The organism is Acidimicrobiales bacterium (genome assembly GCA_035533595.1).
Lineage (GTDB): Bacteria > Actinomycetota > Acidimicrobiia > Acidimicrobiales > Bog-793 > DATLTN01.
Genome location: DATLTN010000020.1, coordinates 14,593 through 39,003 on the forward strand (window position 1 = coordinate 14,593; position 24,411 = coordinate 39,003).

The 24,411-nt window shown below is 73.0% G+C and carries 28 protein-coding genes; 22 read left to right on the forward strand and 6 right to left on the reverse strand.

Going from position 1 to position 24,411, the window contains the following annotated elements; all coding sequences use genetic code 11:
- Position 1: 1 nt before the first annotated feature.
- Positions 2-847 carry a GNAT family N-acetyltransferase gene (locus VNF07_03210; GenBank protein ID HVB05241.1) on the reverse strand — a complete coding sequence of 282 codons (846 nt, stop codon included), beginning with the start codon at positions 845-847 and terminating at the stop codon, positions 2-4.
- Between the two features lie 53 nt (positions 848-900).
- Between VNF07_03210 and VNF07_03215 the strand changes: the two genes are divergently transcribed.
- Positions 901-1,914 carry a hypothetical protein gene (locus VNF07_03215; GenBank protein HVB05242.1) on the forward strand — a complete coding sequence of 338 codons (1,014 nt, stop codon included), beginning with the start codon at positions 901-903 and terminating at the stop codon, positions 1,912-1,914.
- Between the two features lie 3 nt (positions 1,915-1,917).
- On the opposite strand, the gene VNF07_03220 is transcribed toward VNF07_03215, so the two are convergent.
- Complete coding sequence (locus VNF07_03220; GenBank protein ID HVB05243.1) at positions 1,918-3,279, reverse strand: MmgE/PrpD family protein; 1,362 nt, start codon at positions 3,277-3,279, stop codon at positions 1,918-1,920.
- The gene (locus VNF07_03225) at positions 3,276-3,584 is read right to left on the reverse strand and encodes an antibiotic biosynthesis monooxygenase (GenBank protein HVB05244.1); all 309 of its coding nucleotides are present in this window, start codon (positions 3,582-3,584) and stop codon (positions 3,276-3,278) included. Before VNF07_03225 ends, VNF07_03220 begins: the two co-directional genes overlap by 4 nt.
- 72 nt (positions 3,585-3,656) lie before the next feature.
- Here VNF07_03225 and VNF07_03230 point away from each other — a divergent pair, with 72 nt between their 5' ends.
- Positions 3,657-4,082: a VOC family protein gene (locus VNF07_03230; GenBank protein HVB05245.1), complete on the forward strand. Its 426-nt coding sequence runs from the start codon at positions 3,657-3,659 to the stop codon at positions 4,080-4,082.
- A 4-nt stretch (positions 4,083-4,086) separates the two neighbouring features.
- Here VNF07_03230 and VNF07_03235 read toward each other — a convergent pair whose 3' ends face one another.
- Both VNF07_03235 and VNF07_03240 read right to left on the reverse strand, forming a co-directional pair.
- Entirely contained in the window at positions 4,087-5,277 is a 1,191-nt protein-coding gene (locus tag VNF07_03235; GenBank protein HVB05246.1) for a CaiB/BaiF CoA-transferase family protein, read from the reverse strand.
- An 18-nt stretch (positions 5,278-5,295) separates the two neighbouring features.
- A complete protein-coding gene (locus tag VNF07_03240) occupies positions 5,296-6,450 on the reverse strand; it encodes an acyl-CoA dehydrogenase family protein (GenBank protein HVB05247.1) in 1,155 nt (384 codons plus the stop codon).
- Positions 6,451-6,612: 162 nt separating this feature from the next.
- Here VNF07_03240 and VNF07_03245 point away from each other — a divergent pair, with 162 nt between their 5' ends.
- The 19 genes from VNF07_03245 (at position 6,613) to lysS (ending at position 22,902) form a co-directional block, all read left to right on the forward strand.
- Positions 6,613-7,620 carry an undecaprenyl-diphosphate phosphatase gene (locus VNF07_03245; protein ID HVB05248.1) on the forward strand — a complete coding sequence of 336 codons (1,008 nt, stop codon included), beginning with the start codon at positions 6,613-6,615 and terminating at the stop codon, positions 7,618-7,620.
- A gap of 14 nt (positions 7,621-7,634) precedes the next feature.
- Entirely contained in the window at positions 7,635-9,323 is a 1,689-nt protein-coding gene (gene glgP, locus VNF07_03250) for an alpha-glucan family phosphorylase (GenBank protein HVB05249.1), read from the forward strand.
- Complete coding sequence (locus VNF07_03255; GenBank protein ID HVB05250.1) at positions 9,316-9,516, forward strand: hypothetical protein; 201 nt, start codon at positions 9,316-9,318, stop codon at positions 9,514-9,516. Before glgP ends, VNF07_03255 begins: the two co-directional genes overlap by 8 nt.
- A gap of 61 nt (positions 9,517-9,577) precedes the next feature.
- A complete protein-coding gene (locus tag VNF07_03260; protein ID HVB05251.1) occupies positions 9,578-10,417 on the forward strand; it encodes a DNA-formamidopyrimidine glycosylase family protein in 840 nt (279 codons plus the stop codon).
- A 212-nt stretch (positions 10,418-10,629) separates the two neighbouring features.
- Positions 10,630-12,093, forward strand: coding sequence for an MFS transporter (locus VNF07_03265; protein ID HVB05252.1), 1,464 nt, complete (start codon positions 10,630-10,632; stop codon positions 12,091-12,093).
- Positions 12,094-12,218: 125 nt separating this feature from the next.
- Complete coding sequence (locus tag VNF07_03270; protein HVB05253.1) at positions 12,219-12,791, forward strand: sigma-70 family RNA polymerase sigma factor; 573 nt, start codon at positions 12,219-12,221, stop codon at positions 12,789-12,791.
- 104 nt (positions 12,792-12,895) lie between these two features.
- Complete coding sequence (gene rsrA, locus VNF07_03275; protein ID HVB05254.1) at positions 12,896-13,177, forward strand: mycothiol system anti-sigma-R factor; 282 nt, start codon at positions 12,896-12,898, stop codon at positions 13,175-13,177.
- A gap of 42 nt (positions 13,178-13,219) precedes the next feature.
- A complete protein-coding gene (locus VNF07_03280; protein ID HVB05255.1) occupies positions 13,220-14,308 on the forward strand; it encodes a zinc-dependent metalloprotease in 1,089 nt (362 codons plus the stop codon).
- A gap of 13 nt (positions 14,309-14,321) precedes the next feature.
- Complete coding sequence (gene tilS / locus VNF07_03285) at positions 14,322-15,224, forward strand: tRNA lysidine(34) synthetase TilS (GenBank protein ID HVB05256.1); 903 nt, start codon at positions 14,322-14,324, stop codon at positions 15,222-15,224.
- Between the two features lie 32 nt (positions 15,225-15,256).
- Positions 15,257-15,826: a hypoxanthine phosphoribosyltransferase gene (gene hpt / locus VNF07_03290; protein HVB05257.1), complete on the forward strand. Its 570-nt coding sequence runs from the start codon at positions 15,257-15,259 to the stop codon at positions 15,824-15,826.
- Entirely contained in the window at positions 15,823-16,416 is a 594-nt protein-coding gene (gene folE / locus VNF07_03295; GenBank protein ID HVB05258.1) for a GTP cyclohydrolase I FolE, read from the forward strand. The genes hpt and folE overlap by 4 nt, the downstream gene beginning before the upstream one ends.
- A gap of 67 nt (positions 16,417-16,483) precedes the next feature.
- Positions 16,484-17,293 (forward strand): dihydropteroate synthase, encoded by an 810-nt coding sequence (gene folP, locus VNF07_03300; GenBank protein HVB05259.1) that lies wholly within the window; start codon positions 16,484-16,486, stop codon positions 17,291-17,293.
- Entirely contained in the window at positions 17,290-17,898 is a 609-nt protein-coding gene (locus VNF07_03305) for a hypothetical protein (GenBank protein ID HVB05260.1), read from the forward strand. Before folP ends, VNF07_03305 begins: the two co-directional genes overlap by 4 nt.
- Positions 17,895-18,260 carry a dihydroneopterin aldolase gene (gene folB, locus VNF07_03310; protein ID HVB05261.1) on the forward strand — a complete coding sequence of 122 codons (366 nt, stop codon included), beginning with the start codon at positions 17,895-17,897 and terminating at the stop codon, positions 18,258-18,260. The genes VNF07_03305 and folB overlap by 4 nt, the downstream gene beginning before the upstream one ends.
- Entirely contained in the window at positions 18,260-18,763 is a 504-nt protein-coding gene (gene folK, locus VNF07_03315; protein HVB05262.1) for a 2-amino-4-hydroxy-6-hydroxymethyldihydropteridine diphosphokinase, read from the forward strand. Before folB ends, folK begins: the two co-directional genes overlap by 1 nt.
- Positions 18,760-19,602 (forward strand): pantoate--beta-alanine ligase, encoded by an 843-nt coding sequence (panC, locus tag VNF07_03320; GenBank protein HVB05263.1) that lies wholly within the window; start codon positions 18,760-18,762, stop codon positions 19,600-19,602. Before folK ends, panC begins: the two co-directional genes overlap by 4 nt.
- Positions 19,603-19,646: 44 nt before the next feature.
- Complete coding sequence (gene nadC / locus VNF07_03325; protein ID HVB05264.1) at positions 19,647-20,528, forward strand: carboxylating nicotinate-nucleotide diphosphorylase; 882 nt, start codon at positions 19,647-19,649, stop codon at positions 20,526-20,528.
- A gap of 59 nt (positions 20,529-20,587) precedes the next feature.
- The gene (locus VNF07_03330) at positions 20,588-21,433 is read left to right on the forward strand and encodes a type III pantothenate kinase (GenBank protein HVB05265.1); all 846 of its coding nucleotides are present in this window, start codon (positions 20,588-20,590) and stop codon (positions 21,431-21,433) included.
- Positions 21,430-22,902 carry a lysine--tRNA ligase gene (gene lysS, locus VNF07_03335; protein HVB05266.1) on the forward strand — a complete coding sequence of 491 codons (1,473 nt, stop codon included), beginning with the start codon at positions 21,430-21,432 and terminating at the stop codon, positions 22,900-22,902. The genes VNF07_03330 and lysS overlap by 4 nt, the downstream gene beginning before the upstream one ends.
- A 3-nt stretch (positions 22,903-22,905) precedes the next feature.
- Here lysS and VNF07_03340 read toward each other — a convergent pair whose 3' ends face one another.
- Positions 22,906-23,901 carry a polyprenyl synthetase family protein gene (locus VNF07_03340; protein ID HVB05267.1) on the reverse strand — a complete coding sequence of 332 codons (996 nt, stop codon included), beginning with the start codon at positions 23,899-23,901 and terminating at the stop codon, positions 22,906-22,908.
- A gap of 225 nt (positions 23,902-24,126) precedes the next feature.
- Here VNF07_03340 and VNF07_03345 point away from each other — a divergent pair.
- Positions 24,127-24,411 (forward strand): Clp protease N-terminal domain-containing protein (locus VNF07_03345; GenBank protein HVB05268.1); only part of this gene is annotated, 285 nt, incomplete at its 3' end.

The window sequence follows — 24,411 nt, forward strand, 5'->3', positions numbered from 1 at the left end:
TTCAGCCGAACAAGCCGTTCGGGAGGTAGGGCGCGGGGAGCGCCTCCACCCCCCGGCTCATCACCGCGCCGCGCACCACGAGGGTGCAGCCGGCGGTGGCCGCGGTCTCGACCGCCCATTGCTGCTCGGCGGCGATCCAGCTGAGGCCGATCTCGCCCGGGGAGCGCAGCACCCGCTCGAGGAGGCGGCGCGCCACCTCCTCGGTGCGGGCCGCGAGCGTGGTCAGGCGGTTCGCGCTGACGACCGCGTAGCCGCCCTCCTCGTCGAGCACCAGGCGCTGCCCGGCGCGCAGCCAGAAGCCGACGTCCTCGGAGCGGGCAGAGCCTCGCACGGCGCGGTCGATGTCGGCGACCACGGCGAGCTCCCCGGCGCTGCCCGGCGCGGCGGTGAGCTCGTCTCCCTCGGGAGCCCCCGCCCTCTTGGTGGCAAAGACGGTGGGGTGCAGCGAGAAGCCCGCCCGCACGTAGCGGTGCAGCGCCCGCGGGTCCATCGAGGAGAAGATGTACTGCGCTGTGCTGCCCTCGCCGTAGGAGAGCGCCCGTTCGAGGAGGCGCTTGCCGATCCCGCGGTCCTGGAAGTCGGGGTGCACGCCGAGCATCCCGAGCACGAAGGTCTTCTCCCGCCGGTGCGCCTGGCAGAAGCCGGCGACCCTGCCGTCGACCTCGGCGACCGCGCTCCCGAGGGGGTCCGTCCCGAGCAGGTGACGGAAGCGCGAGAGGTCGAGCGCTCGCTCCTTGTCACTGCGCTCGGGGGGCGGCCCCTCCCCGAGGCCGGCGAAGGCGGCCCGCCACAGCGTGTCCGCTTCTTCGACGTCGCTGTCGCGCATCGTCCTGATATCGAGGGCCATCCCCGCAGTCTTCCCGAAGCCTCCGGCCGAAAACGGCGTTAGCTTCCACGCGGATGCCAGCGCGCACCTCGCTCCGGGGCTCGGCCCCCCGATCGTTCGGGGTCCTCACCGTCGCCGCGGCCCTCGCGGGCTTCGCCGCCCCGACCGCAATGGCCAGCCCGCCCTCCGCGGCGCACGCGACCACGGTGCCGGGCGCCGCCAACTGCCCGATGTTCCCGGCGAACAACGTCTGGAACACCGGGGTCAGCGCCCTTCCGGTGGATGCGCACAGCGCGCAGTGGCTCGCGGCGATGTCCTCGGCGTCGACCGACCTGCACCCCGACTTCGGCCCCTCGGGGGATCCCGCGCTCCCGTACGGCATCCCGTACACCGTCGTCTCGCCGGGCCAGCGGCTGGTGCGGCTGAGCTTCCAGTACGCCTCGGAGAGCGACCCCGGCCCCTACCCTTTCAGCGCCACCACGCCGATCGAGGGGGGAGCGAGCTCGGGCGGTGACCGCCACGCGATCATGGTCAACCCGAGGACCTGCACCCTCTACGAACTCTACGACGCCCGCTACTCGCCATCGGGCTCGACGGCCGGCTCGGAGGCGATCTGGCACCTGCGCTCGAACGCGCTGCGCCCGGCCGGATGGACCTCCGCCGACGCCGCCGGCCTCCCGATCCTGCCCGGCCTGCTGAGCTACGAGGAGGTGCGCTCGGGAAGGGTCGAGCACGCGATCCGCATGACCGCCGAGGTCACCGACACCTCCTACCTCTGGCCGGCCCGCCACGAGGCGGGGGCTCGGGCGGACCCCGCCCTCCCGCCGATGGGGGCGCGCTTTCGCCTCGCGGCGAGCTTCCCCGTCGCCCACTACTCGCGCCTCGCGCGGGTGGTGCTGCGGACGATGCAGCGCTACGGGCTGATCGTCGCCGACAACGGCAGCAACTGGTACTTCCAGGGCGTCGCCGAGGCATGGCCGCTCTCGCTCGTCGACGAACTCAAGTCGATCCCGGCGAGCGCCTTCCAGGCGGTCGACGAGTCGAGCCTCGAGATCAGCGCGAACTCCGGTGCCGCCCGAAAGCGCTGAGGCTCAGGCCGCGACCGCGGTCGGCGCGAGGAGGCGGCGCAGCCCCCGCACGTCGTCGAGCGTCTCGAGGTGTAGGAGCTGGGCGGCGAGGGCGCGCGCGCCCTGGCTGCCGATCACGGGCGCGCTGAGCGCCTGGAACTTCGCCTCGAGGAGAGGACGCTCCTCCTCGGGGTCGACCCGCCAGGCGGGGCGCGCGGTGCTCTCGCTGAGCTCGCGCCGCCCCGCGGCCGTCTCGATTGTGACGACGGTGTCGTAGGGGCCGAGGGAGTCGTCGCCCTGCACGCGCACGCGCTGCTGGAGGCCGACGAGGAGTGGGTCGGCGGCGCGCTCGTCAGTGAAGGCGCTCTCGTCGGAGCGGCCGGTCGCGAGCGCGCTCGCGGCCGCGAAGCGCAAGCTGAACTTGGCCTCGAGGCCCGTCGTCGGAGCGGCGATGTTGCAGACCGCGAGGTGCCCCGGCGTGACCCGCACAATGATCTCCCGCACTTCGTCGGCGCGCACGCCCGCCTCGCGCAGGCCGAGCATCGCGTTGATCGTGCCGTGGGTGAAATAGCAGGCGGCGTGGAACTTGAAGAGGTTCCCGAGGAGGTGCCACGGCTCACCGAAGGGGGCCTCGAGGAGCTCGACGACGAGGTCGTCGGCCATCGTCGCGGCGAAGCCCTGTTCGGCGGCGAGGGCGTCGGGGGCGCTCGTGAAGCCGTCCCGCGCGAGGCGGGCGGCGAGGATCCCCGAGGCGGCGGCACGCCCGGCGTGCAGCGGCTTGCACATCGTGCCGAACATCGACTTGAGGCCGGCGGCCTGGGTCGCGGCGATGCCGATCGCCCGCTCGAGCGCTTCCGCGCCGAGGCCGAGGAGGTGGCCGGCGCCGACCGCGGCGCCGACGGTGCCGATGGTCGCGGTGGCATGGAAGCCGCGCGCGTAGTGGCTCGGGTCGACCGCCGCGCCGAGGCGGCACTCCGCCTCGTAGCCGGCGGCGAAGGCCGTGAGCAGCGCCTCGCCCGAGGCGCCGGAGAGCTCGCCGAGGGCGAGCACGGCTGGGAGGAGGGGCGCCGTCGGGTGGCCGCACAGCGGCACGGACATGTCGTCGTAGTCGAGGGCGTGGATCGCCGTGCCGTTGGCGAGGGCGGCGCCGGAGGCGTTGGTCGTCTCGGGGCGGCCGAGGATCGAGCACTGCCCGTCGGGGGCGTCCTCGAGGGCCACGGAGGCCGCGATCCGCGCCGCCTCGCTGCCGGCGCCCGCGAGGCCTACCCCCACGGCGTCGAGGAGGCAGTGCTTGGCGAGCGTGACCACGTCGGGCGGCAGCGCCGCGAAGCGCAGCGCCGCCGCCTCGGTCGCGAGCCGGGCGGTGCTCGAGGCCGTCGTGCTCATCGGCCGGAGGGGCCGGCGCTCGGTTCCGCCGAGGCGACCTCGTAGTAGACGACGTTGCGCTCGAGGATTGGCACCTCGCCGCTCGCCGGGTTGGCGCGCATCGTCACCTGATGGGCCTCGAGGTCGCTGCGCGCCTCCCAGATCTCGAAGAGGCGGACCCGTCCGGGATGGAGGCTGTCGGCGGCGAAGCTGTACTCGATACAGCCGTGCTCGGCACGCGAGCGCACGATCGCCTCGCTGCGCGAGGCGAGGAATTCCCGGCGCCGCTCTGGCGCGACATCGAACGTTCCGGCGACGATCAGCACACTCGCACCTCCCTGCCAGCGACGTTAGCCCTCCCCCTTTCCCCGGGGGAGCGACGCGGCTAAGCCGAGGAGATGGCGAACGAGCCCCGCCGCCGCTTCCATCTCGCCGTCCCCGTCGAGGACCTCGCGGCGGCCCGCGCCTTCTACGGCGGCGTCCTCGGCTGTGCGAGCGGCCGCAGCGCCCCCGACTGGATCGACTGGGACCTCTACGGCCACCAGGTGGTCACGCACGCCGTCGCCGGCCGCAGCGAGGTCGCGCACAACCCCGTCGACGGCCATGACGTCCCCGTCCCGCACTTCGGGGTGATCCTCTCGGTCGAGGAGTTCCACGAGCTCGCCGGGCGCCTCGACGCACAGGGCGTCGACTTCGTGATCGAGCCGCACGTGCGCTTCGAGGGCGAGGCGGGGGAGCAGTGGACGATGTTCTTCCTCGACCCCTCGGGCAACCCGCTCGAGTTCAAGGCGTTCGCCGACGACGGACAGGTCTTCGCCACCTGACGCCTCACACGACCCCCGCGGCGCGCAGCGCGGCGACGCGCTCGGGGGGGTAGCCGAGCTCCGCGAGGATCGCCGCGGTGTGTGCCCCGAGGGCGGGCACCGGGCCGAGGCTGAGCTCGCTGTCCCCGAGGGTGAAGGGGCGGCCGAAAATCTCGACGGGCCCCGCCTCGCTCGCGACGACCGGTAGCGACCCGAGGCGGGCGCGCAGCGCGGCGAGCGCCTCGAGGGGGGTGCGGAGCGCCGCGAAGGGCACGTCGGCCGCCTGCAGTCGCGCGGCGAAGGCCTCGCCGTCGAGCGCGCCGGCGACGGCGGCGATCTCGGCTTCCAGCGCGTCGCGGTGCGCGACGCGCGCCACGTTGCTCGCGAAGCGCTCGTCCTCCGCGAGAACGGGAGCGGCGAGCACAATCTCGCAGAAGCGGCGCCACTCGGCCGGGTTCTGCACCGCGACGATCACCACCGCGCCGTCGGCGGTGCGCACCGGGCCGTAGGGGGCGATGCTCGCGTGGTGCAGCCCTCGGCGCTGCGGATCGCTGCCGCGGCCGGCGGCGACGTAGAGGGGCTGGGCCATCCACTCGGTGAGCGCGTCGAAGAGGTTCACCTCGATCGGCGGCGCGACCCCGTGACGCTCGCGCACGTAGAGGGCGGCGAGGATCGCCGAGTAGGCGTACATCCCCGCCGCGATGTCGGCGATCGAGATGCCGACCTTGGCAGCCTCGGCGGTGCTCCCCGTCACCGCCACGGCGCCGGCCTCGGCCTGCACGAGCAGGTCGTAGGCGCGCCGCGCCGCCTCCGGTCCGTGCGCGTCGTAGCCGGTCACCGAGCAAGTGATGAGGTGGGGGTGACGCGCCGTGAGCTGCTCGTGGGCGAGGCCAAGGCGCGCGACGGCGTCGTGCGAGAGGTTGGTGACGAAGACGTCGGCGCGGGCGAGCAGCTCCTCGAGGATCGCCAGCCCCTCGCCCGCCTTCACGTCGAGGGTGAGCGACTCCTTGGTGCGGTTGAGCCAGACGAAGTAGCTGGCGAGGCCGCCGACCGCGTCGTCGTAGCCGCGGCAGAAGTCGCCCTCGCCGACCCGTTCGACCTTGATCACCCGCGCCCCCAGGTCGGCGAGCTGGCGGGTCGCGAAGGGGGCGGCGACGGCCTGCTCGAGGCTGAGGATGAGCACCCCCTCGAGGGGGTGGGCGGGGCTCGGGGTCACGACGCGCAGGTGCCGCGCTCAGTACGAGCGCGGCATGCCGAGGACGTTCTGCCCGAGATAGGCGAGCACGAGGTTGTTGCTCACCGGCGCGACCTCGAAGAGGTTGGTCTCGCGGAGCTTGCGCTCGATGTCGTTCTCGACCATGAAGGCGCTGCCCCCGAAGGCGGTGACGGCGGCCTCGCCGGCCTGGCGGGAGGCCCGAGAGGCGAGGAGCTTCGCCATGTTCGCCTCCGGACCGCAGGGACGGCCGGCGTCGAAGAGCTCCGCGGCGCGGTCGCGCATCAGCGCCGCCGCCTCGACCTCGGCGTGCGCCGCCGCAATCGGGAACTGCACGCCCTGGTTCTCCCCGATCATCCTGCCGAAGACCTGCCGGGTGGAGGCGTAGGCGGCGGCACGGTTGACGAAGAAGCGGCCGTCGCCGATCGCCTCCGAGGCGATCAGGCAGCGCTCGGCGTTCCAGCCGTCGATGATGTAGCGGAAGCCCTTCCCCTCCTCGCCGACGAGGCCGCTCGCGGGCACGTGCAGGTCGGTGAGGAAGACCTGGTAGCTGTGGTGGTTGAACATCAATGGGATGCGCTGCCAGGTGACGCCCTCACCGGCTTCGCGCAGGTCGACGAGGAAGACCGAGAGGCCGTCGGTGCGGTGCTCGCTCTCGCCCGCCGGCGTGCTGCGCGCGAGCAGCAGCAGCAGGTCCGAGAACTCGACGCGCGAGATGAAGGTCTTCTGCCCGTTGATCACGTACTCGTCGCCGACGCGCGTCGCGCGCGTCGAGATGCGGGTCGTGTCCGAGCCGGCGTCGGGCTCGGTGACGCCGAAGGCCTGCAGGCGGAGCGTCCCCTTCGCGATGTCGGGGAGGTAGCGCGCCTTCAGCTCCTCCGAGCCGTGCCGGAGCACCGTGCCCATCGTGTACATCTGGGCGTGGCAGGCCGCCGCGTTGCCACCCGAGCGGTGGATCTCCTCGAGGATCACCGAGGCTTCGCCGATCCCGAGGCCGGCGCCGCCGTACTCCGGCGGGACGAGGGCCGCCAGGTAGCCGAGCTCGGTGAGCCGCTCGACGAAGGCCTCGGGGTAGGCGGCGGCGCGGTCCACCTCGCGCCAGTACGCGCCGTCGAAGGCCTCGACGGCGCGTCGCACCTCCTCGCGCAGGACCTGGCGCTCCTGTTCGTTCGGCAACGACTCCTCCGTCCCTCGCCGCGCCGTCGAACGGGCGTGGCGAGGCGATGCTAAAGCCCCCGCCACCGGCCGTCCGCCTGCCGGAGCGAGCAGCGGGTAGCGGCCGACGTGGCACGATGGCACCGTGGCGCCGGTGACCGAGCACGATCTGCCGCTGCGCCCGTGAGCGCGTCCCACCTCGTGCTCGCCGCGGCCGCGGGCACCCATACCCCCTTCGCGTCCATCCACTACTGGCAGGCGATCATCCTCGGCCTCATCCAGGGGGTGACCGAGCTCTTCCCGGTCTCGAGCATCGGCCACACCGTCGTGCTGCCGGCACTCTTCGGCTGGCACAACGTCGCCAACGCGCAGTCCCGCCCGGAGTCGTTCTGGCTCGCCTTCCTCGTCGGCCTGCACGTCGGCACGGCGCTCGCGCTACTCGCCTTCTACCGTCGGGACTGGCAACAGATCGTCGGCGGCCTCTACCACTCGGCGCGGCGGCGGAAGATCACGACCCCCGTCGAACGCCTCGGCTGGCTGCTCGTGCTCGCCACGATTCCCGCCGGGATCACCGGCGCGGCGCTCGAGCACGAGTTGCGGGTGCTCTTCGCGAAGCCCCTCGCCGCCTCGTGCTTCCTCATCGTGAACGGCTTCATCCTCCTCGGCGGCGAGGTCTTCCGCCGTCGCTCCGAGGTCCAGGAGCGCCGCCGGACGCGGATCGAGGCGCGACGGGCGCGGGTGGCCGCGGTGAACGCGCTGCGCGACCCGCAGGCCCCCCCGCCTCCGGCCACCCACGTCGGTCAGCAGCGGCACCTCGCCTCGCTCGAGCTCCGAGAGGGTTTCCTGATCGGCGTCGCGCAGGTGTTCGCGCTGATCGCCGGGATCAGCCGCTCGGGGATCACGATCGTCGCCGGACTCGTGCGCGGCCTCGACCACGAGGACGCCGCCCGCTTCTCCTTCCTGCTTGCGACCCCGGTGATCCTCGCGGCAGGGGTCTACAAGTTGCCGGACCTGCTCGGACCACTCGGCAACGGCGTCCGCGGACAGACCGTCGTGGCCGCCCTCTTCGCCGGGGTCGCGGCGTGGTTCTCGGTGCGGTTCCTCTCGCGCTGGTTCACCACCCGCACCCTCATGCCCTTCGCCGTGTACTGCCTCATTGCAGGGAGCCTTCTCGTGGCCCGTTTCGCATGAACCCACCCTCCGAGGTGAGCGCCGCCTCTCCGGTCGCGTACTTCTCGATGGAGGTCGCCCTCGACGACGACCTCCCCACCTTCAGCGGCGGCCTCGGGGTCCTCGCCGGCGACGTGCTGCGCTCCGCCGCCGACCTCGCCGAGCCCGTCGTGGCGGTGAGCGTCTGCTGGCGGGACGGCTACTTCCACCAGCTGATCGACGACGAGGGGCGCCAGCTCGAGGAGCCGGTCCGCTGGTGCCCGGCGGCCGTCCTCGAACGACTCGAGGCGCGCGTGCGCGTTGAGATCGCCGGGCGCTCGGTCGTCGTCGGCTGCTGGCGGCGGGTGCTCGTCGGCGTCACCGGTGGCGAGGTGCCCGTCTACTTCCTCGACACCGACGTCGAGGAGAACTCCGACGCCGACCGAGCGATCACCGACCAGCTCTACGGCGGTGACAACGCCCACCGCCTCGCCCAGGAGATCGTGCTCGGCGTCGGCGGCCCGGCGATGCTCGACGCGCTCGGCATCGCGCCGGGGGCCTTCCACATGAACGAGGGCCATTCCTCGCTGCTCACGCTGGCGCTCTACGAGGAGGAGCTGGCGGCCGACGGAACAGCAGCCCCGGCCGCCGCGCAGGCGGTGCGCGCTCGCTGCGTCTTCACCACGCACACTCCGGTCGCCGCGGGTCACGACGTCTTCCCGGCCGCCCTCGTCGCCGACCTGCTCGGCGCGACGCGCGCCGCCGAGCTCGAACGGCTCGGCCTCCTCGAGGGCGACGAGCTCAACATGACCGAGCTCGGGATGCGGCACTCCCACTACGTGAACGGCGTCTCGCTCCGCCACCAGGTCGTCGCCCAGGAGCTCGCTCCCGGACATCGTGTCGAGTCGGTCACCAACGGCGTGCACCTCGCGACGTGGGCCGCCCCGCAGTTCGCGGCGCTGTTCGACCGCCACGTCCCGGACTGGCGGGTCGACAACGCGCTCCTCCGCTACGTCGGCGGCGTGCCGACCGAGGAGATCGCCGAGGCGCACCGGGAGGCGAAGCAGGCCCTTTTCACTGAGGTCGCAGCGCGCTACGGCCACCGCCTCGACCCCGAGGCGCTCACGATCGGCCTGGCGCGGCGCGCGACGCCCTACAAGCAGACGACGCTGCTGTTCTCCGATCCGGAGCGGTTGCGCTCGGTCGCCAAGGCCGGCGGGCCGCTGCAGGTGCTCTGCGCCGGCAAGGCCCACCCGCGCGATGCTGAGGGCCACGAGCTCATCGAGAGGATCGTCGCCGCGGGAGGCCTGCTCGAGGGCGACGTCGAGGTGCACTTCCTCCCCGACTACGGCCTCGAGATGGCCAAGCGCCTCTGCGCGGGGACCGACCTCTGGCTCAACAACCCGATCAAGCCCTACGAGGCGTCGGGGACGAGCGGGATGAAGGCCGCGGTGAACGGTGTCCCGAGCCTCAGCACCCTCGACGGATGGTGGATCGAAGGCTGCTTCGAGGGCGTCACCGGCTGGGCGATCGGCGGCCTCGGCGACGGAGACGACGCGAGCGACCTCTACGCCGCGCTCGAGGAGCGGGTCCTGCCGTGCTTCTACGGCGATCAGCAGTGCTACCTCGAGGTGATGCGGAGCTCGATCGCGCTGAACGCGTCGTTCTTCCACACCGAGCGGGTAGTGCGCGAGTACGCGCGCAGCGCCTACCGCGAGCGCGGAACTGGAGGTCGTGATGACTGATGAGTACCGGGGCCCGCTCCCCGAGACGAGCGAGCCGCTCGACCCCGAGGACGCCGAGAGCCAGCCTGCCCTCGACAGCGAGATCGATTTCGACGACGAGCGCGAGGAGGACCAGGAGGTGCTCGACGTCGTCGAGGCGATCGAGGCGGGTGTCCTCCTCGACGACCCCGAGGAGGATCCCGAGCCCGACTGAGCGAGTTCGGGCACGCCTCGCCGGTCGCCCGCCGGTTCGGCAGCGGCGTAAGACTGTCGCGATGCCGGAGCTTCCCCAGATCCAGGCGCTCGCCGAGCGTCTCGATACGGCCCTGCGCGGCCGGCGGCTCACCGCGGTGAAGCCGCTCGGCTTCTCCGGACTGAAGACGGTGAGGCCCTCCCCACAGGAGCTCGTCGGCCGCGAGGTCACCGGGGTCGACCGGCGCGGCAAGTACGTCGTCGTCTCGCTGAACGAGGGACTCCGACTGCTGTTCCATCTCGGCAACGCCGGGCGGGTGGACGTCGAGGAGCCGGCCAAGGCGACCCGCCCGAGGGGCGCGGTCTTCCGCCTCGAGGCGGAGGGGGACCTCGGCGTCCTCGTGCGTGAGCACGGGACCGAGCGCCAAGCGGGCCTGTGGCTGCTCGCCGACGGGGACGACGGGCCCCTCGGGCGCCTCGGCCCCGACGCCGACGAGGACGACTTCAGGACCCTGATCCGCACCTCCCAGGAGAACCGCCGCCTGCACAGCCTGCTCCGCGACCAGCGCTTCGCCGCGGGTATCGGACGGGGCTTCGCCGACGACATCCTCAACTGCGCCGGCCTCTCACCTTTCGCGGCGCTGCGCGGCCTCGACGCCGAGGCCCGCGAGCGCCTCCTCGGCTGCATCGACGGAGTGCTCGCCGCCGCGCTCGCCGAGGAGCGGACGCGCACCGGCGGCCTCTCGGCTGCACGCCTCGGTGAGCATTTCTCGGTTCACAACCGCACCGGGCAGCCCTGCCCGCGCTGCGGGGCGACGCTGTTGCGGGTCTCCTACGACTCCTACGAGATCACCTACTGCGCGCACTGTCAGACCCACGATCGGCCGCTCGCCGACCGCCGGCTGTCGCGCCTGCTGCGCTGAGGGCGGTCGAGCAGCCCGCGGACGGCGGTGCGGCCGCTCGGCGGCATCGAGCCGCAGCCCGCGGCTCTCCGGGTGTCCGCGCACACCGCGGATCGCCCATCGGGCGCGCCGGCGACTGTCTCGTTGGTGATGTTCTTAGGTAGGCTAAGGACGATGTCCCCCCGTCCGCACGGCTGTTTCGAAGAGCGGGCGCAGCGCGGGGGTGACCGCTGATGGCCCGCATCGCCGTCTCCCCGTCACAGGAGCTCGCGGTCACCACTGACGAGCTCGCCGAAGGTCTGCAGGAGCAGCGCGGGAGGGCTTCGGGGAAGCGCCTCCCTCGTCGCAACGTCATCTTCGGGATCTGCGCGCTGGGCCTCTTCATGGCCTCGATCGACGCCACCATCGTCGCCACGGCGCTCGGCAAGATCGACTCGGAGCTGCACTCGCCGGTGAACTGGGGCGGCTGGTCGATCACGATCTACCAGCTCGGCCAGATCATCGCGATGCCGCTCGCCGGCAAGATCAGCGACCAGTTCGGCCGCAAGAAGGTCTTCCTCGTCGCCGTCGGGGTCTTCACCGTCGCGTCGCTCGCCTGCGGCCTGTCGACGAGCATCTACATGCTCGTCCCCCTCCGCTTCGTGCAGGCGCTCGGCGGCGGCGCCTTCCTCCCCTCGGCGAGCGGCATCGTCTCGGACCATTTCGGGGAGAACCGGGACCGCGCCCTCGGCATGTTCACGAGCATCTTCCCGATCGGCGGCATCGCCGGGCCTGTCTTCGGTGGGCTGATCACCCAGGACTGGACCTGGCGAGCGATCTTCTTCATCAACATCCCCGTCGGGATCCTGCTCATCTCTCTCGGCATGCGGTTCATCCCGGTGGTGAAGCCGGTCGGCCGCCGGGCGGTCGACAAGGTCGGCGTCGCCCTCCTCGCGGGCACGCTGATCAGCGGGATGTACGGCATCACGACCCTCGGCGACAAGGGCAGCTCGCCCGCCAGGCCGAACTTCATCGTCGCCGAGGTGCTCGCCCTCACCCTCGGCTACCTCTTCCTCCGCCACTCGAAGCGCGACGAGAACGCCTTCATCCCCCACCGGCTGCTGCTGGGCAAGGGCTTCGGCACGATGAACGGCATCAACATCCTCTACGGGACGACCGCCCTCGGCTTCGGCGCGCTCGTTCCGCTCTACGCCGAGCACCGCTACCACATCCGGATCGCGGACGCCGGCACGCTGCTCAGCGCGCGCGCCGTCGGGATGATCTCGGTCGCCGCGGTCGCCGCCTTCATGCTCCGTCGCACCGGCTACCACCTGCCGATGATCATCGGCTTCACCTCGATCGCCATCGGCCTCGTGATGCTCTCGGTGCACCCCCCGGCGGGCTTTTCCCCCTACTGGTGGCTCGCCCTGTGGTCGATGCTCACCGGCCTCGGAATGGGCTGCTCCGCCCCGGCGACGAACAACGCCACCCTGCAGCTCGCGCCGGATCAGGTGGCGGCGATCGCGGGGCAACGCGGCATGTTCCGCCAGTCGGGGGGGATCATCTATATCTCGATCGCCACGGCGATCCTCGCCCGCGGCTCGACCGCCCACATCCAGGCCGACATCCAGGGCCACATCTTCCTCGTCCAGGCGGCGATCCTCGTCGTGATGATGCTCCTCGTCTTCCGGGTGCCGAACCACAAGGGGACCTGGTAGCAGAGCGTCGCCGCCGCGCGGCGGACGGATCGCCGGGCGCTCCACTGAGCGGCGGCGAACCGGCGCGGCCGTGCCGCGCGCGGGCCGCGGACTCGATGGTCCCAACCGGTGGCTAAGGTCGGCGCGTGGCCGATCAGGCGCATTTCGTCGAGCAGGCGATGGAGCACATGCCCTCGCTGTACTCAGCCGCCCTGCGGATGACCCGCAACCCCTCCGACGCCGAGGACCTGGTGCAGGAGACCTACCTGAAGGCGTACCGGGCCTACCCGAACTTCCAGGAAGGCACCTACCTGAAGGCCTGGCTCTACAAGATCCTCACGAACACCTTCATCAACGCCTACCGGGCCAAGCGCCGCCGCCCGGAGGAGAGCGACATCGAGGACGTCGACGAGCTCTACCTCTACCGCCGCCTCGCGGGCAGCGAGGCCGCGGACGCCTCGCGCAGCGCCGAGGACGACTTCCTCGACCACTTCACCGACGACGAGGTGAAGGCCGCCGTCGAGTCGCTGCCGGAGGCCTTCCGGATCGCGGTGATCCTCGCCGACATCGAGGGCTTCTCCTACAAGGAGATCGCCGAGATCACCGAGGTGCCGATCGGCACGGTGATGAGCCGACTGCACCGGGGAAGAAGGGCGCTGCAAAAGGCGTTGGGACAGTACGGGCTGGAGCGTGGCCTCGTGAAGGCCCAGCCGGGATAGTTCGGCGGGGCGACGGTGGGACCGGTGGAGATGGTGGTGGCAGTCCTAGGGCGGGGGGAGACGATGGAGCAGCGCCAGCGCTGTCGCGCTCGCAGGGTCGGGTCGTGAGCACCGACCAAGAGTCCGAGGGCAGCCGCATCGCGGACTGCGAGGAGACGATCCACACCCTCTACCACTACCTGGACGGCGAGCTCACCGACGACAAGCGGCGGGCGATCGCAGCCCATCTCGACTTCTGCGGCCCCTGCGTGGACGCCTTCGGCTTCGAGGCCGAGCTGCGGCGGGTGATCGCCGACCGCTGCAAGGACCACGTCCCCGAGCAGCTGCGGGAGCGGATCTCCGAGGCGATCCACCACGAGGCCGTGCAGGGCGACAAGGGCCGTTGAAGCTCCGGGTCGGCGCCCGGGAGGCGTTGTTAGGCTGGCTCGATGGCTGAACAAGAGGTGACCGACCCGGTTTCCTGGGAGGTCGCCCGGCGGGTCGCCCGCCAGGCCCTGCGCTTCGCCCCGCCGCTCGACCCCTCCGTCCGCGCCGAGCTCGAGGCGGACTTCGCGGAGCTGACGCCCCGCGCCGAGGAGCTCGTCGCAGAGCTCACCGGGCTGCACTCCGCCGACGGCGCGGCGCGTGGGCGCGTCACGGACCGCGTCGGCTGGGTGGACGCGAACGTCAGCTCCTTCCGGCGGCTGCTGCGCCCCCTCGGCGAGCGCCTCGCGAGCTCCGAAGGGCCGTTGCAGCGGGCGCTCGGCCCCGGGGGGCGGGCGGCGGCCGGCACCGAGGTCGGCCTCATCCTCGCCTGGATCAGCTCGCGCGTCCTCGGCCAGTACGACCTGCTCCCGGTCGACACCGAGGACGACGGCGACATCGTCTACTACGTCGGTCCGAACATCGTCGCCCTCGAGCGCCGGCACGCCTTCCCCCCGAAGGAGTTCCGTCTGTGGATCGCTCTCCACGAGGTGACCCACCGCCTGCAGTTCACCGGGGTGCCGTGGATGCGGGACTACTTCCTCTCCCTCGTGGAGCGCGGTACGAGCATGACGGCACCGGACGCCAAGGCCCTCCTCGAGAGCCTGCGGCGCGCCGCGACGCAGCTGCGCGACGGGCGCAACCCGCTCGCCGAGGGGGGCGTCGTCGGCCTCCTCGCCTCCTCGGACCAGCTCGCCACGCTGCACGAGGTGCAGGCGCTGATGAGCCTCCTCGAGGGCCACGGCGACATCGTGATGTCGCGCGCCGGCAAGGAGCTCGTCCCAGGCGCGGAACGCTTCGCGCGCGTCCTCTCCGAGCGCCGCTCTTCGGCAAAGGGCGTGGCGAAGTTCCTCCAGCAGGCGATGGGCATCGAGGCCAAGCTCCGCCAGTACGCGGAGGGCGAGCGTTTCGTCGAGGCGGTCATCGAGCACGGCGGCGACGCGTTGCTGGCGCAGGTCTGGCAGGGGCCGGAGCTGTTGCCGACGCTCGAGGAGGTCCGCGACCCGGAGAGCTGGGTGCGGCGCGTCGAGGGCGTGACCAGCCCCGTCTCCTGAACACGCCGGTGCCATGGCGCTGATCCGCTCCGGGCTCGCCCCGCGGCTGCTCGCGCGCTGCACCTTCCCGGCGAGCGGGGAGCCGCTCGCCGTCGCGGTCTCGGGCGGGCGCGACTCGCTCGCCCTGCTGGCGCTCGCCGTCGCCGCCGGCTGCCGGGTGACCGCCTACCACGTCGACCACGGCCTGCGCCCCGGCAGCGCCGCGGAGGGGCAGCTGGTGGCCGCCGCGGCCAGCGCGCTCGGCGCCTCCTTCGAGGCGCGGCGGGTGGAGATCGGCGCCGGGCCGAACCTCGAGGCTCGGGCGCGCGAGGCGCGCTTTGCGGCCCTCCCCGACGGGGTGGCGACGGGCCACACCGCCGACGACCAGGCGGAGACGATCCTCCTCAACCTGCTCCGCGGCTCGGGCCTCGACGGTCTCGCCGGGATGCGCGCGGGTCCGCGCCACCCGCTGCTCGCGCTGCGCCGCAGCGAGACGCACGCGCTCACCGACGCCCTCGGCCTCGCGGTCGTCGAGGACCCGAGCAACGACGACCCGGCCATCCTCCGCAACCGCGTCCGCCACGAGCTCCTCCCCCTGCTCGTCGCCCTGTCGGGGCGCGACCTCGTCCCGATCCTCTGTCGCCAGGCGGAGATGCTGAGCGACGAGCGCGACCTCCTCGACTGCTTGGCGGGCGCGATCGACGCCGCCGACGTGAAGGCGCTCGCCGCCGCCGCGCCCGCGTTGCAGCGCCGCGCACTGCGCCGCTGGCTCGGGGGCACGCCGGCCGCGCCGCACCCGCCGGGCGCGGCGGCGATCGAGCGCCTGCTGTCGGTGGTGCGCGGCGAGGTGCTCGCCTGCGAGCTCCCCGGCGGGCGGCGCGTCGCCCGCTCCAAGGGGCGGCTCGTGCTGCGCGACGCCACCCCGGCACCAAGGTGAGCACGCCGCACCCCCGACTAAGGTCCGAGCCGATGAGCGCCGGGGTCGCGGGGAGCGGTTTCTCGCTCGAGGGCGCGACCCTCGGCGAAGTCGTCGTCTCGAGCGCCGCCCTGCAGCAGCGCGTGCAGGAGCTCGGCGCGCAGATCACGGCCGACTACGCGGGGCGCGTGCCCCTCCTCGTCGGGGTGCTGAAGGGCGCCTTCATGTTCATGGCCGACCTCGCGCGGGCGATCGCCCTTCCCGTCGAGCTCGACTTCATGGCGGTCTCCTCCTACGGCGCGGCCACCAAGTCGAGCGGCGTGGTACGCATCGTGAAGGACCTCGACGCGGACCTGACGGGCCGCGACGTGCTCCTCGTCGAGGACATCGTCGACAGCGGCCTCACCCTCTCCTACCTGCGCAAGGGCCTCCTCGCCCGTCAGCCCGCGAGCCTGCAGATCTGCGCGTTGCTGATGAAGAAGGGGCTGCAGCGCACCGAGCTCGACGTCCCCTACAAGGGCTTCGAGATCCCCCCGGAGTTCGTGGTCGGCTACGGCCTCGACGCCGTCGAGCGCTACCGCAACCTCTCCGACGTCCGCATCCTCGAGGTCGGCACCCGGTGAGCGAGCCGGCAGGCCAGCCGCCGGTCGACCGCGACCGCGTCGCGGCGGCCGTCCGCGAGCTGCTGCTCGCCATCGGCGAGGACCCCGACCGCGAGGGCCTGGTCGCGACCCCGGCGCGCGTCGCGGCGATGTACGGCGAGCTCATGACGGGGATGGTCGAGAACCCCGACCGCCACCTCGAGGTGCGCTTCTCCTCGGACCACGAGGAGATGGTCATGGTCCGCGACATCCCCTTCGCCTCGCTCTGCGAGCACCACCTGATCCCCTTCCTCGGCCGGGCGCACGTCGCCTACATCCCGAACGTCGACGGCTCGATCACCGGGCTCTCCAAGCTCGCCCGCCTCGTCGACGGCCACTCGCACCGCCTGCAGGTGCAGGAGCGGATGACCACCGAGATAGCGGACTCCCTCGACGACGTGCTGAAGCCGCGGGCGACGCTCGTCGTGCTCGAGGCCGAGCATCTCTGCATGACGATGCGCGGCGTGCGCAAGCCCGGTACCAAGACGGTCACGTCGGCGGTGCGCGGCCTGTTCCACACCGACGCCTCCGCGCGCGCCGAAGCGATGGCCTTCGTGCACGGGACCCGCTGAGCCGTCGGCGAGCGCCGGGGGCCCCGACCGCTGACCGGGTAAACCGGCACGTCGTAGGCTGTCGCGCGTGCGGACGCTCGTGATGGGGGTGCTCAACGTCACCCCGGACTCGTTCTACGACGGTGGCCGCTACCTCGACCGCGACGCCGCGATCGCCCGTGGCATCGCCCTCGTCGAGGAGGGCGCCGACATCGTCGACGTCGGCGGCGAGTCCACCCGGCCCGGCGCGGTCCCCGTCGATCCGAAGGTCGAGGCCGAGCGGGTGCTGCCCGTGGTCGCCGCCCTCGCCGGCAGGGTGCGCGTCTCGATCGACACCCGCCACGAGGCGGTCGCTTCCGCCGCCGTCGACGCCGGCGCGACCCTGGTGAACGACGTCTCGGCCTCCCTCGCGCCCCTCGCCGCCGCCGCCGGCGTCGGCCTCGTACTGATGCACATGCGCGGCACCCCCGCCGACATGCAGGACCACCCGGTCTACGGAGACGTCGTCGGCGAGGTGCACACCTTCCTCGCCGAGCGCGCCGCCGCGGCGCGGGATCTCGGTGTCACCGAGTGCTACGTCGACCCCGGCCTCGGCTTCGGCAAGACCCTCGAGCACAACGTCGCCCTGCTGCGGGCGCTCCCGAGGCTCGCCGCGCAGGGCTCCCCGGTGCTCGTCGGCACGAGCCGCAAGGCCTTCCTCGGCGCCCTCTCCGCGCCGCCGGGTGGCCGCGCGCTGCCGCCCGCGGAGCGCTTCGAGGCCTCGCTCGCGAGCGCCGTGTGGGCGATGTGCTGCGGGGCGGCGATCGTGCGCGTGCACGACGTGAAGGCGACGGCCGACGCCGCCCGCCTCGTCGGCGGCAGCCGGGACGAGGGCTCGCGCCTGAGGGGTGCGGCATGAGGGGGCGCTGGGCGGCGGGGATCGTCCCCCGCAACTTCACCTGGGTGATCGACGGCCGCCTCGCCGTCTCGGAGCGGCCGGGGGGCTACGCGCCCCACCACCGCCGCGTCCGCCGCCAGGAGGAGATCATCTGGCTGATCGCGCAGCACTTCGACCGCGTCGTCTCGCTCCTCCCCTCGAACCACAACCTCCACGCCTACGAGGAGCGCCAGCTCCCCTCGGCGCACTTCCCCCTCCCCGCCCACGTCGACGTGAACGAGACCCTCGAGCTGCTCTACCCGGCCCTCCTCGGCTGGCTGCGCGCCGGGGAGCGGATCCTCCTCCATCAAGAGGAGCTCGGCGAGCGCGTCGCCGGGGTCGTCGCCGGCTTCCTCTGCTGGAGCGGCGCCCTCCCCGACCCGCCGCGCGCCATCACCGTCGTCGAGCAGATCCTGAAGCGCCAGCTCGGGGCGGCGGGGCGGGCGATCGTCGCCGCCTCGATCGACCTCACCCCCCCGACCGCCGAGGACCCGCCCGCGGCGGGCGACCTCGGCAAGGCGCCACGCCCGCTGCGCGTCGTCGAGGGCGGAGGCGCGAAGGACAGTGGGGGCGACGCGCCGAAGTGAGCGACAGCATCGAGGTGCGGGGGCTGCGCGTCCTCGGCACGCACGGGGCGAACCCCGGTGAGCAGGACCAGCCGCAGCCCTTCGAGCTCGACCTCGTGGTCGAGGCCGACCTCGCCGCCGCGGCGCGCGCCGACGACCTCGGCGTCGCGGTCGACTACGGGCGACTCGTCGAGGAGGCGCGTCGGATCGTCGCCAACGAGCGCTTCCAGCTGCTCGAGGCGCTGGCCGAGGCGATCTGTCAACGACTCCTCGCCGACTCGCGCGTCGTCTCGGTGACCGTCTCGCTGCGCAAGCTCCGTCCGCCGCTCGCCGCCGACGTGAACACCGTCGGCGTGCGGGTGACGCGCTCGCGCACCGGCTGATGGCGCGGCGCCGCGTCCACCTCGGTCTCGGCTCGAACCTCGGCGCCCGTTGGTCGCACCTCGCCGCGGCGATCGAAGAGCTCACCGGCCTCGACGGCGGCCTCGCCCTCTCCTCGATCTACGAGACGGCTCCCGTCGGGGGCCCGGCGCAGGGCCCCTACCTGAACGCGGTCGTCGCCTTCGACAGTGCCGCCCCGCACCGCGAGCTGCTGGCGCTCGCGCAGCGCCTCGAGCGCGCCGCGGGGCGGGTGCGCCTCGAGCGCTGGGGGCCGCGCACCCTCGACGTCGACGTCCTGCTGGTCGAGGGGGAGACGAGCGCCGACCCCGAGATCGAGCTCCCCCACCCGCGCCTGTACGAGCGGGCCTTCGTCCTCGCGCCCCTCGAGGAGATCTCGCCCTCGCTCGCCCCCGCCGGCTGGCGGGAGGCCCTCGGTGGGGAGGGGGCGGTCGCCGCCGAGGTGCGGCGCGTCGGCACGATCGTCCCGAAGGCCGCACGGCGGTGAGCGCCGAGGTGCGAGCGACGCGCGCCGCCCTCGCCGAGTACCTCGCCGAGGAGGGCCGCCCGCGTCGCTCGCTCGGACTGGTGCCGACGTTGGGGGCGCTGCACGCCGGCCACCTGTCGCTCATCGAGCGGGCCCGCGCCGAGCACGACCTCGTCGCCGTGTCGGTGTTCGTCAACCCGACGCAGTTCTCCGATCCCGCGGACTTCGCCCGCTACCCCCGCGACCTCGAGCGCGACGTCGAGCTGGCGAGCGGCGCGGGCGCCGACGTCGTCTTCGCGCCCGGGCCGGAGGAGCTCTACCCCCTCCCCGACCCGGAGGTGACCCTCGACCCGGGGCCGCTCGGCGAGCTGCTCGAGGGCGCCTTCCGCCCCGCCCACTTCCGCGGTGTCGCCACCGTCGTCGCCAAGCTCCTCCTCGCCGTCTCCCCCGACGCCGGCTACTTCGGGGAGAAGGACTACCAGCAGCTGCTCGTCATCCGCCGCCTCGTGCGCGCCCTCCTGCTGCCGGTCGCGATCGTCGCCTGCCCGACGGTGCGCGAGGCCGACGGCCTCGCGCTCTCGAGCCGCAACGTCCTGCTCGCCGGCGGCGAGCGCCGGGCGGCGCCGGTGCTGCACCGCGCACTGCAGGCCGCCGCCGCGCTCCTCCGCGAGGGGGGCGCGCCCGCGGCGGCCGAGCAGGCGATGGCTGCCACCGTCGCCGCGGAGCCGCTCGGCAACCTCGACTACGCCGTCGTCCGCGACGCCGCCAGCCTGGGCGAGGCGGGGGAGGGGCCGCTCCGGCTGCTGATCGCCGGGCGCTTCGGAGCGGTGCGGCTGATCGACAACCTCGCCCCCGAGTGAGCGGCGCCGCGGAGGTAGCCTCCGCGCCGTCCGTAGGAGGTTCCATGCGCCGCGTCGATGTCCACCCGCCACAGGCCGCAGTCTTCGCCTCGGTCGCGCTCGCGCTCGCCGAGGACCTCCTCCCCCTCGGTGACCTCACCGCGTCGCTCCTCGACCCCGCGGCCCGCGCCACGGCCTACTTCGTCGCGCGGCGCGGCGGGGTGCTCGCCGGCACGGGGCCACTCGTCGAGACCTTCCGCCAGGTCGACCCCGCGGTCGTGCTGCGCCTAGAGCGCGACGACGGCGCCGAGCTCGACGCCGGCGACGTGATCGCCGTGGTCGAGGGGCGGCTCGCCCCGATCGTCTCGGCGGAGCGGACCGCCCTCAACTTCTGCTGCCACCTCTCGGGCGTCGCCACCCTGACGGCGCGCTTCGTCGCCCTCGCCGCGGCGGCCAACCCCGCGGCGCGCGTCTGGGACACCCGCAAGACCACCCCCGGCCTGCGGGCCCTCGAGAAGGCGGCGGTGCGCGCTGGCGGCGGGATGAACCACCGCGGCAGCCTCTCCGAGGGGGTCCTCGTGAAGGACAACCACCTCGGCGGGACGACCATCGCGGAGGCGGTGGCGAGCGCGCTGCACCAGTGGCCGGGGCGGATGGTGGAGGTGGAGTGCGACCGCCTCGAGCAGGTCGGCGAGGCGGCCCGAGCGGGGGCGACGCTCATCCTCTGCGACAACATGTCCCCCGACGAGGTCGCCGAGGCGGTCGCCGTCGTCCGTCGCGAGGCGGTCGGCCGCTGCCTCGTCGAGGCCTCGGGCGGGGTGAACCTCGACACCGTCGGCGCCTACGCCGCAGCGGGAGCGGACGTGATCTCCGCGGGGGCGCTCACCCACTCGGCGCCGATCCTCGACATCGGCCTCGACCTCGAGCTCCCCGGGCACTCCCGCTGAGCAGGGAGGGCGGCCCGCGGGCGGCCGTCGGGATGCAGACGATCAACTAGACCTAGACAATGCTGCTCGCCATCGACGTCGGCAACACCCAGACCGTCGTCGGCGTCTTTAACGGCGGCCCCTCCGACACCGCCGGGCGCGCCGCCGGCGAGCTGCCGGGGCTGCTCCACCACTGGCGCCTCTCGACGCGCACCGACCGGACGGTCGACGAGCACGCGCTTCTCCTGCGCGAGCTCCTCGTCTCCGCCAACGTCGCGCTGCCCGGGCAGCGCGACGTCCCGAGCGCCATCGAGGGGGTCGTCCTCTCCTCGTCGGTGCCGCCCGTGACGCCCGTGCTGCGCGAGATGGTCGAGCGCTGGTTCGGCCTCCCGATCGTGGTCGTCGGGCCGGGGATCAAGACGGGGATGCCCGTCCGCTACGAGAACCCCCGCGAGGTCGGCGCCGACCGCATCGTCAACGCCGTCGGCGCGCTCGACCTGCACGGAGCCCCCTCGATCGTCGTCGACCTCGGCACCGCGACGACCTTCGACGCCATCTCGTCTGCCGGTGAGTACCTCGGTGGCGCGATCGTCCCCGGCGTCGAGATCTCGATGGACGCGCTCTTCGCGCACGCCTCGGCGCTCCGGCGGGTGGAGCTCAGCGAGCCCCGCCACGCGATCGGCCGCACCACCGCGGAGTCCGTGCAGGCCGGGGCGATCTTCGGCTACGCGGCCCTCGTCGACGGCCTCTGCCGCCGCATCGCCGACGAGCTCGGCGCGGCGACGGTGATCTCGACGGGCGGCCTCGCCGGCCTGATCACGCCGTACACGACGGTCGTCGACCACCACGAGCCCTGGCTGACGCTGCACGGCCTGCGGCTCCTCTACGCCCGCAACAGCGGGGAGGAGGCCCCCGAGGCCAGATGAGCGAGGAGTTCGACCCCCCCTACCGCTTCCCCGGCGCCGTCGGCGCGGGGACGCTCGCGCCCCGCCACGAGGGCCTCGCCACCGGCGCGTCCTCCGGCGAGCGGGTGCGGGTCGCGGGGCGCATCATGCTCAGCCGGCCGCAGGGGCGCCTCGCCTTCTGTGAGCTGCGCGACTGGAGCGGCGCCGTGCAGCTCTTCGCCCAAGAGGGAAAGACGGTCGAGTTCGAGTCCTTCACCCGCCTCAACCTCGGGGACTGGGTGGGGGCCGAGGGCGAGATCATCCGCACCCGCCGCGGCGAGCTCTCGGTCCTCGTCTCGGAGTGGGTCCTGCTCGCCGCCTCGCGCCAAGGCTTCGGCGACAAGTGGCGCGGCGTGCGGGACACCGAGCTCCGCTACCGCCAGCGCGAGGTCGACCTGTGGGCCAACGAGGGCTCGCGCGAGACCTTCCTCGCCCGCTCGAGGATCGTCCGCCACCTCCGCAACACCCTCGACGGCCTCGGCTTCGTCGAGGTCGAGACGCCGGTGCTGCAGCCCCTCGCCGGCGGCGCCAACGCGAAGCCCTTCCTCACCCACTACAACGCGCTCGATGCCGACTTCTCGCTCAGGGTGGCGCCCGAGCTCTACCTGAAGCGCCTCGTCATCGGGGGCTTCGAGCGGGTCTTCGAGATCGGCAAGGTCTTCCGCAACGAGGGCATCTCGCCCCGCCACAACCCCGAGTTCACGATGCTCGAGGCCTACCAGGCCTACGGCGACTACACCGACATGGCCGGCCTCCTCGAGCGCCTCGTCGCCTCGAGCGCGGAGGCGCTCAACGGCTCGGCGGTGATCACCTTCGAGGGGGTCGAGATCGACCTCACCCCGCCGTGGCGGCGCGCGACCCTCACCGAGCTCGTCGAGGAGGTCACCGGCACCGAGGCGAACCTCGAGATGGGGCGCGACGAGCTCGCCCGCCGCGCCGCCGCCCTCGGCGTCGAGGTGTCCCCCGCGGAGGGCGCCGGGCGCATCCTCTACGCCCTCTACGAGAAGACGACCGAGCACGCCCTCGTCGGCCCGGTGCACGTCATGGACTACCCCGAGGAGGTCTCGCCCCTCACCCGCCGCCACCGCTCCAAGCCGGGCTACGTCGAGCGGCTGACGCCGATCATCGCCGGGCGGGAGATCGCCGAGGCCTACAGCGAGCTCGTCGACCCCGACGACCAGCGGCGACGCTTCACCGACCAGGCCTCGCGACGAGCCGCCGGCGACGAGGAGGCGATGGCCCTCGACGAGGAGTTCCTGCGCGCCCTCGGCCACGGCCTGCCGCCGGCGGGGGGCATCGGCCTCGGCATCGACCGCCTGACGATGCTCCTCACCGACAAGGCGAACATCCGCGAGGTGGTGCTCTTCCCGGCGCTCCGCCCAGAGCGCGCCGCCCCCGGCGACGCGCCGGTGGCCGAGGGGGCCGCAGCGGAGGGGCCCGCCGCGGGGTGACCGTCAGCTGGCGAGGGCGCGGGTCTGGAGCTCGAGGTCGTCGAAGAGGCTGATCGCGAGCTTTGCGAGCGCGGCGGGGACGACGCCCTCACCGAGGCGGGCCGCCGCCGCGAGCGCCTCGTCCACGTAGCCCCGCGCCACGGTCGCCGACTCGGCGACCGCGTCGGTCGAGGCGATGAGCTCGCGGGCGCGCCCGAGCTCGACGCCCTCGAGGGGCTTGCCGAGGAGCGGGGCGAGCTCGAGCGCGACGCGGCGGTCGTTGAGCGCCCGCTGCACGGGGAGGGTGTAGATCCCCTCGGCGAGGTCCTGGCCGGGCGGCTTGCCCAGCTCCTCCTCGCTAGCGATCACGTCGAGGACGTCGTCACGGATCTGGAAGACCATCCCGAAGCACTCGCCGTAGGTGGTGAGGGCGTCGGTGCGGGCGGGGTCGAGACCGGCCGTGAGCGCACCGATGCGGCAGGCCGTCGCCATCAGCGCCGCAGTCTTGTTGGCGATCGCGTAGAGGTACTCCTCCTCGGTCCGCCCCGGCTGGTAGGCGGCCTTCACCTCGGCGACCTGCCCCTCGCACAGGCGCGCGAGGGTCGCCGCGAGCAGCCCGGCGATCTCGGTGCCGAGGGAGGCGGCGATCTCGGCGGAGCGGGCGAGCAGGAAGTCGCCGGCCACGATGGCGAGGAGGTTGCCCCAGCGGGCGTTCACCGAGACGACGTTGCGCCGCCGCGGCGCCTCGTCCATCACGTCGTCGTGGTAGAGCGAGGCGAGGTGCACGAGCTCGACGGCGACGCCCCCGAGGAGCGTCCCCTCGCTGGCGGGGCGCCCCGAGAGCGAGGCCGCGGCGAGTGTCAGAGCGGGGCGCAGCCGCTTGCCGCCGGCGGCGATGAGGTGGGTGGCGATCTCGTCGAGGAAGGGGTCGCCGCGCACGACCATCGTGCGCAGCTGCTCCTCGAGGCGATCCAGCTCGGTCTCGGGCACCGAGAGGGAGAACAGGTCCGGTGCGATCACAGCGCCGCGACGATACGCCACCGAGACGCAGGCCTGACAATGCGGCGGTGGGTCAGCTCGCTCGAACCGACTCACCGCCGAGGATGCGCGCTCAAGTCCGCCGCGGAGTTTTCCGTCATGCACGTAGGGAGCGGCGGTCCGATCGGTAGACTTTCTGCCCAGAGGCCGACCGCAAGGGAGTCCGAGTTGTTCGAGCGATTCACAGACCGTGCACGACGAGTGCTGGTGCTCGCCCAAGAGGAGGCGCGCCTCCTCAACCACAGCTTCATCGGGACCGAGCACATCCTGCTCGGCCTGATCCACGAGGGCGAAGGTCTCGCGGCCAAGGCGCTCGAGTCGCTCGGCATCTCGCTCGAAGCGGTGCGCGAGAAGGTCGAGGAGACGATCGGCCCCGCCGGCTCCGCGCCGACGGGCTCGCCGCCCTTCACGCCGCGCGCGAAGAAGGTCCTCGAGCTGTCGCTGCGCGAGGCGCTGCAGCTCGGCCACAACTACATCGGCACCGAGCACATG